12 protein-coding genes are annotated in these 16816 nt (G+C 70.2%); 9 read left to right on the top strand and 3 right to left on the bottom strand.

Annotated elements, in window-relative coordinates:
• Window positions 1-41 precede the first annotated feature (41 nt).
• From EOINJALH_RS21120 to EOINJALH_RS21150, 7 genes are all read left to right on the top strand, one after another.
• On the top strand, window positions 42-1712 hold the full coding sequence (locus EOINJALH_RS21120; protein ID WP_088283776.1) for an alpha-amylase family glycosyl hydrolase: 1671 nt from the start codon (window positions 42-44) through the stop codon (window positions 1710-1712).
• A gap of 72 nt (window positions 1713-1784) precedes the next feature.
• Entirely contained in the window at window positions 1785-2609 is an 825-nt protein-coding gene (locus EOINJALH_RS21125) for a phytanoyl-CoA dioxygenase family protein (protein ID WP_088283778.1), read from the top strand.
• Between the two features lie 11 nt (window positions 2610-2620).
• Complete coding sequence (locus EOINJALH_RS21130; protein WP_199873447.1) at window positions 2621-3781, top strand: alcohol dehydrogenase catalytic domain-containing protein; 1161 nt, start codon at window positions 2621-2623, stop codon at window positions 3779-3781.
• A gap of 25 nt (window positions 3782-3806) precedes the next feature.
• Window positions 3807-4619 carry an alpha/beta hydrolase family protein gene (locus tag EOINJALH_RS21135; RefSeq protein WP_088283781.1) on the top strand — a complete coding sequence of 271 codons (813 nt, stop codon included), beginning with the start codon at window positions 3807-3809 and terminating at the stop codon, window positions 4617-4619.
• Complete coding sequence (locus EOINJALH_RS21140) at window positions 4616-6829, top strand: GH92 family glycosyl hydrolase (protein ID WP_088283783.1); 2214 nt, start codon at window positions 4616-4618, stop codon at window positions 6827-6829. Before EOINJALH_RS21135 ends, EOINJALH_RS21140 begins: the two co-directional genes overlap by 4 nt.
• A complete protein-coding gene (locus EOINJALH_RS21145; RefSeq protein WP_088283785.1) occupies window positions 6826-9468 on the top strand; it encodes an alpha-amylase family glycosyl hydrolase in 2643 nt (880 codons plus the stop codon). Before EOINJALH_RS21140 ends, EOINJALH_RS21145 begins: the two co-directional genes overlap by 4 nt.
• 9 nt (window positions 9469-9477) lie before the next feature.
• A complete protein-coding gene (locus tag EOINJALH_RS21150; RefSeq protein ID WP_088283787.1) occupies window positions 9478-11007 on the top strand; it encodes an MFS transporter in 1530 nt (509 codons plus the stop codon).
• 396 nt (window positions 11008-11403) lie between these two features.
• Here EOINJALH_RS21150 and EOINJALH_RS21155 read toward each other — a convergent pair whose 3' ends face one another.
• A complete protein-coding gene (locus tag EOINJALH_RS21155; RefSeq protein ID WP_158219842.1) occupies window positions 11404-12252 on the bottom strand; it encodes an AraC family transcriptional regulator in 849 nt (282 codons plus the stop codon).
• On the opposite strand from EOINJALH_RS21155, the gene EOINJALH_RS21160 reads away from it, so the two are divergent.
• Together EOINJALH_RS21160 and EOINJALH_RS21165 are read left to right on the top strand one after the other, a co-directional pair.
• Entirely contained in the window at window positions 12251-12679 is a 429-nt protein-coding gene (locus EOINJALH_RS21160; RefSeq protein ID WP_088283799.1) for a DUF4345 family protein, read from the top strand. The genes EOINJALH_RS21155 and EOINJALH_RS21160 overlap by 2 nt on opposite strands.
• Window positions 12680-12687: 8 nt before the next feature.
• Window positions 12688-13074 (top strand): phosphopantetheine adenylyltransferase, encoded by a 387-nt coding sequence (locus EOINJALH_RS21165; protein ID WP_088283791.1) that lies wholly within the window; start codon window positions 12688-12690, stop codon window positions 13072-13074.
• A gap of 352 nt (window positions 13075-13426) precedes the next feature.
• On the opposite strand, the gene EOINJALH_RS21170 is transcribed toward EOINJALH_RS21165, so the two are convergent.
• Both EOINJALH_RS21170 and EOINJALH_RS21175 read right to left on the bottom strand, forming a co-directional pair.
• A complete protein-coding gene (locus EOINJALH_RS21170) occupies window positions 13427-15268 on the bottom strand; it encodes an alpha-amylase family glycosyl hydrolase (RefSeq protein WP_088283792.1) in 1842 nt (613 codons plus the stop codon).
• Between the two features lie 95 nt (window positions 15269-15363).
• Window positions 15364-16470, bottom strand: coding sequence for a poly(3-hydroxybutyrate) depolymerase (locus tag EOINJALH_RS21175; RefSeq protein WP_144290117.1), 1107 nt, complete (start codon window positions 16468-16470; stop codon window positions 15364-15366).
• Between the last annotated feature and the right edge of the window lie 346 nt (window positions 16471-16816).

The raw sequence follows: 16816 nt of genomic DNA on the forward strand, positions 1-16816 counted from the left end.
GGCGCCGCGAGACTACCGGTTTTCAGCAGGGATGATCGCCGATGAGCAGTGACTGGTGGCGAGGTGCCACCCTCTACCAGATCTACCCGCGCAGCTTCGCGGACGCCAACGGCGACGGCGTCGGCGACCTGGCCGGCGCGACGGCGAAGCTGCCTTATGTCGCCGGGCTGGGTGTCGACGGCATCTGGCTCTCGCCCTTCTTCACGAGCCCGATGCGCGACTTCGGCTACGACGTGGCCGACCACCTGGGCGTCGACCCGCTGTTCGGCACCGGGACCGACTTCGACGCCTTGCTGGCCGACGCCCACCGCCTGGGCCTGAAGGTGGTCATCGACCAGGTGTGGAGCCACACCGCCGCCGAGCACCCGTGGTTCGAGGAGAGCCGCACCAGCCGCGACAACGCCAAGGCCGACTGGTACGTGTGGGCCGATGCGAAGCCCGACGGCAGCCCACCCAACAACTGGCAAAGCTGGATGGGCGGCCCGGCCTGGCGCTGGGAACCGCGGCGACGGCAGTACCACCTGCACAACTTCCTGCCGCAGATGCCCGACCTGAACTTCCACTGCCCGGCGGTGCAGGACGCGGTGCTGGGCATCGCGCGGCACTGGCTGGAACGCGGCGTGGACGGCTTCCGCCTGGACACCGCCAACCTCTACTTCCACAGCCGCGGCCTGCAGGACAACCCACCGTTGCCCGAAGGGCGACGCGGTGATGCACCGGTGCTGATGCAGCAGCACGTGCACAACGCCGACCAGCCCGAGGCGCCGGCCTTTTTCGAGCGGCTGCGCGCGGTGATGGAGGGTCACGGCGCTCGCATGGCCGTGGCCGAGATCGGCGGCGCCGAGCCCCTGCCAACGATGGTGGGCTACACGCAGGGCGCAAGCCGGCTGCACACGGCGTATTCGTTCGCCTTCCTGGGCGAACGGCCCAGCGCCGCGCAGGTGCTGCGCCACCTGGCGCCTTGGGGCCAGGGCGCCGGCCGCGAGGCCTGGCCGAGCTGGGCCTTCTCGAACCACGACGCGCCGCGCGTGGCCTCGCGCTGGGGTGGTGGCGCGGCGGGCGCCTTCGCCTTCGGGGGCCAGGCCGATGCCGGGCGCGTCGACGCCGGGGCCACGCCCATCACCTGGCTGGCCCTGCTGCTGGCGCTGCGCGGCACCGTTTTCCTGTACCAGGGCGAGGAACTGGGCCTGCCGCAAAGCACGCTGGCCCATGAAGACCTGCGCGACCCCTACGGCCTGGCCAACTGGCCGCTGAACCCGGGCCGCGATGGCTGCCGCACGCCCTTGCCGTGGCAGGCCGATGCGGCGCAGCTCGGCTTCAGCCGCGCCGCGCGCACCTGGCTGCCGGTGGACCCGGCTCACGCACCGCTGGCCGTCGACCGGCAAGAGGCCGACCCCGCCTCGACCCTGCACGCCACGCGACGGCTGCTGGCTCTGCGGCGCGCGCACCCCGCGCTGCGCCTGGGCGACCTGGAAGCCCTGGTGGCCGAAGGCGACGTGCTGGTGCTGCGCCGAGAGCACACCGATGCCAGCGGCGCCGATGCGCTGCTGCTGGCCTTCAACCTGGGCGCCAGCCCTGCCACGGTGCCGCTGCCCGCGGCCAGCGCCTCGGCCCCCGGTGCTGCGCCGCTGTTCACGCACGCGGGTGCGGTGCTGCAGGGGCCGCAACTGCACCTGCCGCCGGGCGCGGTGCTGTTCACGCGGCTGGCCTGAGCGCGCGCCCGGTCACGCCTTTCGCTTCCTTCCAGACACCCTGCCAACGCCATGCAGACGACAACCCGCCCGATGAACGACACCACCACCCTCTGGCCCGATCTCGACAGCCCCTATGCCCTTGACCCGGCGCAGGTCGACGCCTTCCGCCGCGATGGCTGCATCAAGCTCAAGCAGGTGCTGTCGCCCGACACGCTGGCCCACTTCGGGCGCGAGATCACGCGGCTGACCATCGACCTGAACACCGAAAACCGCCCGCTGGCCGAGCGCAGCACCTACGACCGCGCCTTCCTGCAGGTGATGAACCTGTGGGAGCACAGCGCGCTGGCGGCGCGCTTCGTGATGGGCCAGCGGCTGGCGCGCCTCGCGGCCGATCTGCTTGAAGTGCGCGGCGTGCGCCTGTACCACGACCAGAGCCTGTACAAGGAACCCGGCGGCGGCATCACGCCGGCGCACGCCGACCAGTACTACTGGCCCCTGGCCAGCGACCGCACCATCACCGCGTGGATCCCGCTGCAGGCGGTGCCCACCGAGATGGGCCCGCTGGGCTTCTACGCCGGCAGCCAGGGCGTGGCCTTCGGGCGCGACCTGGGCATCAGCGACGAGAGCGAAGCGCGCATCAGCGAAAACATGGCCCGCCACGGCTTCCCCTTCGAAGTGGGGCCCTTCGAGCTGGGCGAGGTGAGCTTCCACCTGGGCTGGACCTTCCACAAGGCCGGCCCCAACACCGGCACGCAGCCGCGCTCGGTGATGACGGTGATCTACATGGACGCCGACATGCACCTGCTGCCCGCGCTCAACGCCATCCAGGCCAACGACCGAGACCAGTGGTGCCCCGGTGCGCGCGAGGGCGAAGTCATCGCCACGCGCAAGAACCCGGTCATCTGGTCGCGTTGAACGCGCACCGCATGGCTGCTCCCGAGCCGAAGAACGCCGCACCCACCCTGCAGGGCGACGCCGCCATCGGCGACGGCCACGGCGGCTTCGTCATCGAGCCGGTGTCGGTGCGCGCGCCTGCGGCCGGCGAGGTGCGCGTGCGCCTGACGGCCGCCGGCATCTGCCACACCGACCACGCGTCACTTCGATGGCCCGGCCCGCTGGTGCTGGGGCACGAAGGCGCGGGCGTGGTCGACAGCGTGGGGCCGGGCGTGGCCGCGTTGCACCCGCAGCTGCGCCCCGGGCAGCCGGTGCTGCTGAACTGGGCCATCCCCTGTGGCCGCTGCCCGCAGTGCCAGCGCGGGCGCGGCTCGCTGTGCGAGCGCACGCATGGCGTCGACACCACGCTGGGCCACAGCGCGCCGGCCCCGGGCCACACGCTGTGGCGCGGGCAGCCGGTGGAACGGTCGTTCAAGCTGGGCACCTTCGCCGAACACGCGCTGGTGCGTGCCGAGGCGCTGACCGTGCTGCCCGCGCAACTGCCCGCACGCCACGCCTGCATCCTGGGCTGCGGCGTGATGACGGGCGTGGGCGCGGCCGTCAACGTGGCGCAGGTGCAGCCCGGCGACACGGTGGCCGTGGTGGGCTGCGGCGGCGTGGGCCTGAGCGTGGTGCAGGGCGCGCGGCTGGCGGGCGCGGCCCGCATCGTCGCCATCGACCGCCGGCCCGCGGCCTTGCAGCGTGCCGTGGCGCTGGGGGCCACGCACACGCTGGAGCCCGCGGCCGACCACCTCAACGCAGAACAGCAGGGCGACCAGCTGGCCGCCGCCGTGCGCGCGCTGACCGAAGGCCGCGGCGCCGACCACGCCTTCGAGGCCACGGGCGTGGCCGCGCTGGCCTTCCTGCCGCTGAAGCTGTGCCGCCACGGCGGCAATGCCGTGCAGCTCAGCGGTGCGCACGGCCCGGTGAGCGTGGAGATGCCGCAGTTCTGGTGGGACAAGCGCTACCTGGTGCCGCTGTATGGGGGTTGCCTGCCCGAACGCGACTTCCCGCGCCTGTTCGACTGGGCTGCGCGCGGCGAACTGCAACTGGACAGCCTGGTCACGCACACCTACCGTCTGGACGACCTGGCGCAGGCGCTGGACGACATGCTCGCCGGTCGCAGCGCCAAGGGCGTGATCGTCTTCGATTGACTTGCACCACAGGCGCACCCCATCGATGTTCCGAACCCTCGAAGTCTCCGACCCGGCCCTGACGCCACCCGGCCTGCGTTTCGTCACCGTCAAGAGCGCGGCGCTGGGCCAGCGTGCCGACCTGCTGCTGTTCGTGCCGCCGCAGGCCGCAGCCGGGCGTGACGTGCCGCTGGTCGTGCTGCTGCACGGCGTCTACGGCTCGCACTGGGCCTGGGCCTTTCAAGGCGGTGCACATGTCACCGCACAACGGCTCATCGACGAAGGTGCCGTCCCGCCCCTGGTGCTGGCCATGCCCAGCGACGGCCTGTGGGGCGATGGCTCGGGCTACGTGCCCCATGCCGGACAGGACTTCGAGCGCTGGATCGTCGACGAGGTGCCAGCCGCCGCGCGCGAGGCCTGCAGCGCGTGCAGCGAGTCTTCGCCACTGTGCATCGCCGGCCTGAGCATGGGCGGCTTCGCAGCCCTGCGGCTGGCCGGCCGGCACCCGCAGCGCTTCGTGGCGGCGGCCGGGCATTCGTCGGTGACCGAGGCCGCGCAGCTCGACGCGCTCATGGCCGAAACCCGCACCGGCTGGGCCGCTGCGCCGGCCGACACCAGCGTCATCGCCTCGCTCCGCGAAGCCGAGGCACCGCTGCCTGCACTGCGGTTCGACTGCGGGCGCGACGACCCCTTCATCGATGGCAACCGCCGGCTGCACGTCGAACTGCAGGCCGCCGGCATCGCGCACGACTACGCCGAGCACGACGGCGGCCACGGCTGGGCCTATTGGGCGCAGCACCTCGACGACACGCTGCGCTTCTTCGGCCAGGCCCTCACGACGCGGACCCCGACACCATGAACCGGTCGGCGCTGAACCCGTTGGCAATGACCCCCAAGCGCTGGCTGTTGGCGCTGGCCCTGGCTGCCACGGCGGGCACCGCCGCAGGCCGCGGCGACCTCACGCGCCATGTCGACCCCTTCATCGGCACCGACGGCACCGGCCACGTCACGCCGGCGGCCATGGTGCCCTTCGGCATGGTGGCCCCCGGGCCGGACAACGCCGACCGCGGCTGGAGCTACAGCAGCGGCTACCAGTACCGTGCGCCGCGCATCCTGGGCTTTTCCAACACGCACATCAGCGGCGCAGGCATCCCGGAGCTGGGCGACGTGCTGCTGATGCCCGCCGCCGGCACACGCTGGACAGCCCAGAGCACCGACTTCTCGGCCGCGCCCGACAAGCAGACCGAAAGCGCCCGCCCCGGCGTCTACCGCGTCACGCTGCCAGGCCACGGCGTGCGCGTGGAGCTGACCACCACGCAGCGCGTGGCCGTGCACCGCTACACCTTCACGCAGGCCGGCCGCGTGCAGGTGCTGGTGGACCTGCAGCACGGCCTGCTGTTCGGCAACGGGCCGCGCGTCACGCAGGCCACGTCCAACCTGGACGTTGCACGTGGCGAGCTGACCGGCACCACGCACGCGAAGAACTGGGTCGAGCGCGAGGCCTCGTTCATCGTGCGCTTCGACCGGCCCATCGCGCGCGTGACGCCGCTGCCGCCGCGCGAAGGCGATCGCGCTGCGCGCTACCTGCTCGACTTCGACCTCGGCACCGGCCACGTACTGCACGCCCGCGTGGCCCTGTCCACGGTGGACGTGGACGGCGCGCGCCGCAACCTGGCGGTTGACGAGGCCAAGCCCTTCGACGCCGTGCGCGCTGCGGCCGACGCGCAGTGGCAGCGGCTGCTGTCACGCATCGAGATCGACGCCGACGCGCGCTTCAAGACGATCTTCTACTCAGCCCTGTACCGCACGCTGCTGCACCCCAGCGACATCGCCGATGCCGACGGCCGCGTGCGCGGCCCCACGGGCCAGGTGATGGCTGCACCGGGCGGCGTGTACTACAGCACCCTCAGCCTGTGGGACACCTTCCGCGGCGTGCACCCGCTGTTTACGCTGCTGGTGCCCGAGCGCGTGCCCGGCTTCATCAACACGATGCTGGCCCACCACCGTGCGCAGGGCTACCTGCCGCTGTGGACGGCCTGGGGTCGCGAGACGCACACGATGATCGGCAACCCGGCGCTGCCGGTGATTGCCGACGCGGTGGCCAAGGGCTTTCACCGGCAGGGCGCGGGCTTCGACCTGCAAGCCGCGCTGCAGGCGATGGTCGAGACCTCCACGCTGCCGCGGCCGAACGCGCCCGAGTGGGCGCAGCGCAGCTGGGACGTTTACGAGCAGTTCGGCCACATCCCGCTGGACAAGATCAGCAACGAGTCGGTGAGCAAGACGCTGGAGCTCGGCATCGGCGACGACGCTGTGGCGCGCGTGGCGCGCGCGGCGGGCCGCCTTGACGTGGCCGAGCGCTTCGCGCGCCGCGCCCAGGGCTGGCGCAAGCTGTGGGACGTGCAGACGCAGATGATGCGCGGCAAGGACAGCGCCGGCCGCTGGCGCGAGCCCTTCGACCCGCTGGTGCCCACCAGCCCGATGAACAACCCGGGTGACTACACCGAGGCCAACGCCTGGCAGTACACGCTGACGCCGGCGCTGCACGACCCGGCCGGCCTGGTGGCGCAGATGGGCGGCGCCGCGGCCTTCGAGGCCTGGCTCGACCGCTTCTTCAGCGTGCAGGCGCCCGGCGATCACAAGCACCTGGGGCAGGAGGCCCTGATCGGCCAGTACGCCCACGGCAACGAACCCAGCCACCACATCGCCTACCTCTACGCGTGGACAGCCTCGCCCGAGAAAGGCCAGGCGCTCGTACGCCGCATCGTGCGCAGCTTCTACGGCAGCGGCCCCGACGGCATCGTCGGCAACGACGACTGCGGGCAGATGAGCGCCTGGCTGGTGCTGTCCACGCTGGGCTTGTACCCGGTGGTGCCGGCCTCGGGCACGTATGTGGCCGGCGCGACGCTGGTGCGCCGCGCCACGCTGATGCGGGCCGACGGCACGCGGCTCGTCATCGTGCCCGGACGGCGCCCCGGCGTGTGGCTGGACGGGCAGCGCATGGACCCGAAGGCGCTGCCTCACGCCGCGCTGCTGCAGGCGCGACGGCTGGAAGTGGGGCCTGCGCGATGAGCGGGCATCTGTCGTGGCGCCTGGCCCTGCACGCTTGCACCCTGCTGCTGGCTGCGCTGGCGTTGCCCGCCGTCGCGCAGCCGCGTGGCCTGAAGCTGCACGTGCCCTCGCCCGACTGGCGCGACCAGGTCATCTACTTTGTGCTGACCGACCGCTTCGACGACGGCAACCCGCGCAACAACGAACAGGGGCTGGGCGAACACAACCCGCGCGAAGGGCACATGTACAGCGGCGGCGACATCGAAGGCATCCGCCGCCGGCTCGACTACGTGCAGGCCCTGGGCGCCACCGCCGTGTGGCTGACGCCGCCGGTGCTCAACCAGTGGCACGACACCACGCACGGCTTCTGGGGCTACCACGGCTACTGGGCCAGCCACTTCAAGCGCATGGACCCGCACGTCGGCACGCTGGCCGACTACCAGCGCCTGTCGGATGCGCTGCACCGCCGCGGCATGTACCTGGTGCAGGACGTGGTGGTGAACCACACCGCCAACTTCTTCAGCTATGGCCCAGGCTGGCGTGCCGACGACCCGGCGGCCGACTTCCGGCCCAACACGGGTTCGCGTCCCGTGCCGCGGCCGCTGCAGACGCCCTTCCACCTGAACGATCCCCGCCGCGCCAATGACCGCCGCGCCGGCATCTACCACTGGACGCCGGAGATCCGCGACGTCACCGTGCGCGACGAGGAGCTGAACTTCCAGACCTCGGGCCTGGACGACCTGAACACCGAGAACCCGCGCGTGCGCCGCGCCCTGCGCGACAGCTTCGGCCACTGGGTGCGCGAGGTCGGCGTGGACGCCTTCCGCATCGATACCGCGTACCACGTGCCGCCCGAGTTCTTCGAGGACTTCCTCTACGCCCAAGACCCGCAAGCCCCGGGTGTGGCCCATGTGGCGCGGCGCACCGGGCGGCGTGACTTCCTGGCCTTCGGCGAAGGCTTCGGCATCGATCCCCCGGGCCAGACCCGATACACCCGCAAGCTGGAGAGCTACATCCGCGGCGAGGACGGCCGCCAGCGCCTGGGCGGCATGCTCAACTTCCCGCTCTACGCGGGCCTGGTGGACGTGTTCGCGCGCGGCCGGGCGCCGGTTGAACTGCAGCGCCGGGTGCAGGACATGGTGGCCGCCGACGCGCGCGGCATCGACCCGCGGCGCCTGCCCAGCTTCATCGACAACCACGACGTCGACCGCTGGCTGGCCGTCAGCGGCGAGCCGGCGATGAAGCAGGCGCTGCTGGCGATGATGACGCTGCCCGGCATCCCGGTGCTGTACTACGGCACCGAGCAGGGGCTGGTGGCGCAGCGCGCGTCGATGTTCGCCGGCGGATGGGGCTCGGGGGGGCGCGACCGCTTCGACACCCAGGCCCCGCTGTTCCGCTACACGCAGGCGGCGGTGGCGCTGCGCAAAGCCCACCGCGGCTTCTCGCGCGCGCTGCCGCAGCCGCTGCAGGCCGGCGGCGCCGGACCGGGCGTGCTGGCCTGGCGCAACGTGCATGAGGGGCAGTCGCGCATCGTGCTGTTCAACACCGCCGACGCGCCGCGCTTCGTCGACAACCTGGAGGTCGGCCCGCCGCAGGCGAGGCTGCGGCGCCTGTTCGACATCCATGCCGACACGCCCGCGGCCCTGCCCCCTGAACTGCAGGTCAACGCGCAGGGCCGCGTGCACCTGAGCCTGCCGCCCCGCAGCGGCACGGTGTGGGCGGTGGAAGCAGCGCCGACCGCGACGCCGCCTGCGACCACGCTGCGCCCGCAGTTCGACGCGTTGCCCACCGAAGCGGTGCAGGGTGACTTCGACATCACCGGCCGAGCACCGCCCGGCGCGGCCATGGAAGTGATCGTCGATGGTGATGCCGATCGCGCCCAGCGTGTGGTGGCGGGGCCCGACGGGCGTTTCAGTGTCCGCATCGACACCCGCCGCATGACCGACCCGACGCTGCTGCACCGCCTGGTGCTGCGCGCCAGCGGCACGGCCGCCGATGCGGGGGTCAGCGAGGCCGCCACCTTCCGCGTGGCGCTGCCCTGGCGGGTGCTGGCCGACGTGCCGCAGGGTGAAGCCACCGGCGGCGGCCCTCAGGGCCGCTATGTCTACCCCACGCACGAGAGCTACACCCGGCAGATGGACCTGCGCCGCACGCGCGTGCTGTCCGCCGGCGGCGCCTTGCGCATCGAATTGGAGATGGCCGACCTGACGCGCGTCTGGGGGCCGGCCAACGGCTTCGACCACGTGGCCTTCTCGGTCTTCATCGAACTGCCCGGCCGCAGTGGCGGCGCCCGTGCGATGCCGGGACAGGATGCCGAGCTGCCCGAGGGCATGCGCTGGCACCTGCGCTTGCGCGCGCACGGCTGGAGCAACGCGCTCTTCGGCCCCGAAGGTGCAGACACCAACGCCGACGGCCGCAGCATCACGCCCGCCGCCGAGATCGACACCGACGCCGCCCGGCGCACCGTGCGCTTGACCATCCCCAGCGAATCCCTGGGCGACCCGGCCAGCCTGAGCGGCGCCCGCGTCTTCGTCAGCACCTGGGACTGGGACGGCGGCTGGCGCCCGCTGGCGCCAGCGGCGGGCAGCTTCACCGTGGGTGGTGGCGACCCGGCGGCGCCCAAGGTGTGGAGCGCCAGCCCCGTGATCCGTCTGCCCTGAAAGCCCCCGATGCTCGATGCCCAGAAGCGCCTGTCCACCGGCTTCCTCGTCCTGCTGAGCCTGCCCACCGCGGCCGTCGGCTTTGCCCTGTCGTCGGGCATCGCCACCACGACCTGGCTGCTGAGCACGCGCTACAACCTGCACCTGGAGAACATCGCGCTCATCTGGCTGATGGGGCCGCTGATGGGGCTGCTGGTGCAGCCCCTCGTCGGGGCGCTGAGCGACCGCACCTGGCTGATGAAGGGCCGCCGGCGACCCTATCTGCTGGCTGGCGGCGTGGCGGGCGCGGCCTCGACCTACGCCATGCTGGCACTGGACAGCATCGCCATGGCCACCGGCCTGAGCCTGATGGCGGTGGCGGTGCTGGTGGCCCTGGTGGCCGACCTCGCCACCAACGTCACCTTCAATCCGGCACGCTCGCTGGTGGCCGACCTCACACCCGAGGGGCCGGCCCGCGTGCGCGGCTATGCCTGGATGCAGACGGTGTCGGGCGTGCTGGGCATCAGCGCGTACCTGATCTCGATCTTCTTCGGCAACCTCGCCCTGGTGCTGGTCACCGTGGCCGTGGTCTTCTTCCTGACGCTGCTGCCGCTGCTGTTCATCGAGGAGACGCCTCCTGCAGCCATGGCGGCCGTGGCAGCACCTGCGGCAGCCAGCGCTGATGGCGCGGCGCGGCGGGCCACCGGCATGGCCGCCTTCAAGGCGCTGTGGCCGATGGTCGGCTTCCTGGTCTACGGCGTGTTCGTCGCCGTTGACAAGCTCGTCTTCGGCGACGCGCTGGCGGCCTGGGCCGTGCCCCTGTTCCTGGCGACGGTGGGGCTGACGCTGCTGTGGGGCATCGCCATCGTCTGGCAGGGCCGCAGGCGGCCTTCGCCCCAGAACCGGCTGTGCACCATGCTGGTGGGGCACGGCTTCGCATGGCTGGGCGTGCAGAGCATGTTCGTGATGAGCTTCTTCTACGTGCGCGACTTCGTGGTGCCGCCGGCGGGTGCTTCGGTGCTGGCCGATGGGCTGTACCACCTGGCGAACAGCGCCGCGGCGACCACCGCCACGACGGCCGGCGACACCGCGGGCCGCATCCTGTCGATGGGCTTCCTGCTGCTGAACCTGGTGGGCGCAGCGCTGCCCGTGCTGGTGCTCAAGCCGCTGTGCCTGCGCTTCGGCAAGGTCCGTGTGCACCGCAGCGCCATGGGCCTGATGGCCGCCGCCTATGCCTTCATCGTGCTGACGCCGACGAACGAGGCCTTCTACTACCTGGGCATGCTGCTGTGCGGCATCGGCTGGTCGTCGCTGATTTCCATCGTCTTCGCGATCTATTCGGAATCCGTCGACTCCCGCGAGATGGGCGTCAGCATGGGCGTGTTCAACTCCAGCCTGGTGCTGCCGGCCCTGGTGGTGCCCGGGCTGCTGAAGCTGTCGGATGCCCTTGATCAGCACCGCTGGGTGTTCGCGCTGTTCGCTGTCTGCCTGGCGCTGTCGTTCGCCTTCTGGTGCGCTGTGTCTGAGCGTGAGACCGCCTGTGCAGGGCCCGTTGACTGAAGATTCATCTCCACGCGCTGGGTTGCCTGCAGGCAGCGGTGCGCAGCAGGCGCACGCTCGAGGTCCACCCTGTCACACCTGCCGAAGTGGAAGCGCTGTCTGGGCGTGCCCTGGGCTGCCGTTCCCTGGCGCCTGACCTTGGCGTGCACGTCTCGATCCGATTCAACGGGTGTTCGAGCCCATGCAAAACCAGCTTCGGGCGTGTCAGTGTCCGCGTCGTGGCGTCCCCGCCGACCTACAGGAGACGTCCGCCTCTCTGACTTCGTTGCCACACAGCGGTCGCTTGGCCTCGCAAATGCACCCGCAGGAAGTTCAGCAGCCGGCAGCACGCGCGGGCTCAGACGAGGAGGCACCCGCCGTCGGCTTCTCCGATCCCTTCAGCACTGCTCCGCTTGCTCAGGCGGCTCGGGCCGCATTGGCCTCGGGTTGGCTGATGTGCTCGTACGCAGACAGCACCTCATCTTCAGACACGTCGATCGTCACCCCGAACGCCAGCAGGTCGCTGGCCGTCAGGCCGAACATTCGCTTGAACGTGCTGCTCAGGTGCGCCGAACTCGAGAACCCGGCGGCGTGGGCGGCGTCGGTCAAGGTTCCGCCGACAGCGACCGTGCGCATCACGGTGGCCATGCGCCGCCACAGACGATAGCGGCGGAACGGCAGGCCAAGCTCCGCGTCGAAGCGTGCCCGGAAGCGCGACGGTGACAGGCAGGCCAGCGCGGCAGCGTCCTGCAAACGGCCGAAGGCGTCAGGCCGGCGTTCGATCTCGCGCACGACGCGGGCGATGCGTGCATCCCGCGGGCGGTGGGGCCTCAGCCCGAAGGCAGCGAAGGCCTCGTCGAGGCCGACCCGTTGACCCGCCAGCCGCAGCCGCTCACGGCCGCTCAGCAGGTCGTTCTGGGACAGCGGGTGCCGACGGTCGGTGAGCGGGTCCAGGTAAAGGAAGGCCATCGGCCCGAGGCTCTTCAGGTGATGCAGCGTCTCCGACGGGATGACGCTGATGACCTCCGAGCGCCACGGCGACCAGCCCCCTGACTTCGCCCAGGTCCGCAACTCGAAGGGCTGCCGCAGAGACACCGCGATCGTCGTCGCCACGTTCAGGTGCGGCGACAGGTCCAGCCCCGGGCCAACGTACAGCGCGCGCGCCGGACCCGCCCAGATGCGCGCAAGGACAGGCGAATCTTGAAAGCCCGAGGCGACCTGCTCCGACACGATGACGGCATCAAGTTCGCTGTGGCTGCGCTCCATGCAAGACCTTCCAATCCTCATCGCGATCGCCGGATTCACCGTCATGGGCATCGGCGCGATCGCCAAGCCGGCCTTGGTGACGGCCCAGTTCGGTATTCTGGAACTCACGCTGACGAGCCGCAACGAGGTTCGCGCTGTCGATCGCGGCTTCGGCGTCTTCATGGCGCTCGCGCTGCTGGCGGCCCTTCGGCAACCTGAACTGCGCGACTGCATCCTCTTCGCCGTGGCCGCGGCGCTCGGTGGCATGGCCGCCGGCCGATCGGATCGATGCTGGGATCGGCCGCCTGGGGGGCGCGCCAACGGCGGGCGCCTGACGCTGGCAGAGCAGTGCCGTTACGCCATGCAGACCGTGGTTGCCCAGCCCCACACCGCCCCCTTGAACCGGCGCAACTGCCCCACTGCCCGACAGCAATTGAATCAACCCTGAGGAAAGCCATGAAATACGTCTCCATCGTCGCCCTGCTCGTGGCAGGCATCATTCACCTGCTGCCCGTCCCCGGCGTCATGGGGGTGAGCACCCTGGCACGGCTCTACGGGATCCAGGTGAATGACCCGAACACGGCCGTCCTGCTGCAGCACCGGGCGCTTCTGTTCGGCGTGCTGGGTGTGCTGATGCTCAGCGCCATCGCGCTGCCCTGGCTGCGCGTCACGGTGCTGACAGTTGCGCTCTTCAGCGCGGCCAGCTTCATCGTCGTTGCGATGGCGGTGGGCGGGTACAACTCGGCCATCGGCAAGGTGGTGGTCGCCGACGTTGTGGCCTCGGTGCTGCTGGCGGCCGGGCTTGCGGCAGAGCTTTGGCTGATCGGCAGGAAGACGACCTAGGGAACCGAGCCGACTCCCCTGTCTCCCGGACGAGAGCGACTTCGAGCGGGGGCGTCGGCCGGCGTCGGGCAACACGCGAATCGGCCTGGTGGTGACGGCGACAAGCTGCCGAAGCTGACCGGATGGCAGCCATCGGTCACGGTCCGATGATGGTCGCGACCCGGCTTTCACGGACGTCTGCTGTGAGGCACGGCAGTCGCATGCCACACGCCAAGGCCCTGCAATGACCGAGTTGCTGCAAATTGACCTGGCCCTCATTCTGCGCGACTTGCACCAGGCGCGCGCGCAAGGCCATGTGAGCAGGCTTGCGCTGCTTGCGAGGTCCGCAGGCGTCCGATGGGCTGGTCGTGCGTCAGTCAGGCCCGCAGACAACGCAGCCCGCGGCGGGCAAGTCGAGCCAGACGGCACTGCGCCCTGCGACGAGAACGACGGTGAGCGAGGTACCGACCAGCGCTGGATCCGACGCGTAGCGGCAGACGAGCCGGCGGCCGGGCGGCGACAGACCGGCGTCGACGTTGACCCAGGCGGCGCGGGCACCGCCTGAATCGGTGTTGATGGCGCACAGCCATTCCTGATCGAGGAAGAGCCTCGACCAGGCCACGACCGAGCGGATCTGCCCGCCCACCATCGCGGGCAAGCCGAAGCTGTGGCCGTCGCCGGAGATCTCGCGCAGGTACTGTCGACCACGGCGCAGCGCCAGGCTGCTGCGGCGGACGGCCAGCAGCGCCGCGACGCTGCGAAAGAGCGGCAGGGTTTCGTCGAAGGCATGGCGGTCCGTCGAGCGAAAGGCACCGAAGTCGCCGCCGAACATGGTCTCGCGAATGTAGCGATCGTTGTCTCCCGCGCCGTCGAAGCCTTGCTCGCTGCCGTAGTAGATGCACGGGATGCCGAGCGTCAGCGCGTTCAGAACCATGGCGTTCAGCGCGAACGGCGCACCCCCGTCGGCGGCGAAGCGCGCCTTGTGCGGCCCCTTCCTCACCTGGTCATGGTCGTCGTACAGCGTGACGACCTTGTCGCGGAACCAGACGTGGCTGTCCTTGCCGAGCTCGTAGGAATTGCGGAAGAGGTCGAAGTAGTCCGAAGGATTCCGATGGCCCTTGGCGAGGTATTCGAGCTTGTCCGGGATGTCGTCGATGCCAAGGGCGGCGTCCAGGCCCGTGGCCTCGCGCAGCGCGAAAGCGTTGCCGCGTCCTCCGGTGATCTCGCCGATCAGGATGAAGTGCTCCTTGCCGATCGACTGGGCGAATTCGTGGATGCAGGCGGTGAAGTAGCGCACGGCTCCCGGGTCCATGTGCTTGACCGTGTCGATGCGAAAGCCGTCGATATCGGCGAACGCAATCCAGTACTGGTACGCCCGCACCAGTGCTCGCAACGCAGGCGACACCGCGTAGTGGTCGATGGACCCCACCCCAAGGTGCACATCCTTCAAGTCGAGAAAGTCGCCTTCCAGGAACTCGGGGGCGTAGTCCCAGTTGTCGATGCGGCCCTTGCGGGTGAAGGCGTCGGCCTGCTGCAACTCACGCGGCCAGACGGCTGCGTCGGGGTCGGCGGTGGTCTGCGGAAACGGAAGCGTGGCGCCGCCCGCCGCGTCCCTCCACCCTTTGACCTCATAGGCGCCGCCATCCCAACGCGGGTCAAAACCGCTGTCTGTGGGGTAGCGGTCCGGGTCGTAGTCGAACACCGGACCGGTGTGGTTCAGGATGATGTCGAGGATGACGTGGATGCCATGGGCGTGCGCCGTGGCGACCAGGTCACGCAGATCATCGGATGAGCCGAAGCGCGGCTCGACGGCAAGAAAGTCCTGCACGCCGTAGCCGTGATACGACTCGGCCCACGGAGGCTGCTTGAACACCGGGCTCACCCAGATCGCCGTGATGCCCAGCCGTGCGAGGTAGCCGATCTTGCTCGTCGCCCCTTTCAGCGTGCCGCCAACGAAGCGCCCCCCGGCGTCGCGCCAGGCCGCGGCGGCGGCACCGCTTCCGACTGCACTGTCGAAGTCGTTCGGCGCAAAGTAGCGCACCGTGCCGGGCCCAGTGACCAGGAAGCCATCGTTGCCGACGTAGTCGGTCTCCCTGCCGTCCGAGAATCGGTCGAGCATGAAGAAGTAGAGCGTCTGGTCCTCCCAGGCTGCGGGCGACGGGTGAAAGTGCCTGTTCGTCAGCAGCGCAAAGTCGATGTCGAATACCGATTGCATGGTGGCCCTTCCCAGTTATGTGCAAATGCGCCCCGCCGTGGTGCGCCCAGGTGTTCAAGGCCGCCGCAGTCGGCGTGCTCGTCGAAGCCTGTTGTCTAGCGTTGCAGTGCGGCAACCATCGCGCGCACCGCAAGCATTTGCGGTGCCATGTTCGTGACCTGCCGGCTGATGAAAGCGACCGGCTGCGTGTACCCCCAGAAATCCCAGCAGCCTCGGGGGTTGTTTTGGTAGGCGACCAGCGGATTGCCGGTGTCTGTCGGTTGCACTTGTGGGTAGAGCACGACGATTCGGCTGCCAGCTGCCCAGCGGTTGTAGCCGGCCTCGCGTGCAAAGCGGTCACCGACGGTGCCACCCTGCTCATCGTCGGACTCCCGCGCCTGTCTGCAACCATGGAACACGACGTGCAGTCGACAGGCCGCGCCAGCGGCGGTGCACGCGTTCGGCACGTAGACGTAGCCCGTATCGCCAAGGCCGGTATCGCCCAGGCCTGCCGCGTACATCCGCTGGTCGAATTCGAGCAACTGCCCGGCATCGGTCGGCGCGCTGGCCACCGAGCGCGGATACAGCCACTTGAGCAGCTCGCCGGCAGCGTCGAGCGGGCAGTCGGTGAGAAATGGATACGCCGATTCCGTACAGGCCACTGCACCCGCTGGTTTTGGCAACACCGGCAGTCCGTGGCCGGCGCCGGCGATGCGCCGGTGGCGCAGCTTTGAGCGAGGCAGCTTCATCTGCGCCACATAGAACAGTTCGACGGCCTTGACGTTGGCGGCCGGCACGGTCTTGTCATTGCCGCCCGAGAACAGCCAGACGCGTTGAGCCTTCAGGTTCTTGAGCGGGTCGATCTGTTCGACCGCGGCCTTCCCGCGGGCTCGGTTGGCGCTTTGGAATGCAAGCACCGAAGGCGTTGGCGTGCTGCACCACGGAGGAAAGACACAGGAGCAGCGGGTGGTGGCCTGTTGCGGGTCGCCCAGCGCACAATCGTAGGGCCCCCCAGCCAGCACACCGACCCCCTGGACGCTGGCAGAGAACGCGACGGCAAACTGCGCCGCCATGTAGCCGCCGGACGAGAGTCCAGAGACAGTGACCTTCGCATCGACGCCGAGCGACGGCAAGGGCGGGGCAGCGTTGCTGCTGCAGCACCAGAGCAGCAGCACAGCGAAGCGCAGGATCCAGGAACTCCGTGTGGCCGGCGGTACGTTCATGCGGTCTCCTTTTGCGGCGGCTATGAGTTGGGGTTGCGGTTGCGGTTGCGGCACGGCGCGCCAGCGCAGTCGCGGCCCATCGCCGCTGCGTGCAAGTTGTCTGCCCGATTCGCTCTCTGACGGGCTGAATCCGTCATGACGAGGCGCAAACCTCATCCGCATTGAGGATGCCGCTCATGGCGCCGATGCCACTGCCACTGCCGGCGCTGCGTCGTGTCCCCCGGCCCGAGCGGGCGCCGTGAGCCGTGGCTCTGCCGTGGGGGCCGCTGCCATGGGTGGGCGGATCTGTTGCCAGACCGGCGGGCGCTCGATGATCTTGACGATCGGCGAGGGCGACCCGACAACT

Origin of the sequence: Ideonella sp. A 288, from assembly GCF_002198735.1 — a bacterium.
Lineage (GTDB): Bacteria > Pseudomonadota > Gammaproteobacteria > Burkholderiales > Burkholderiaceae_C > Pseudaquabacterium.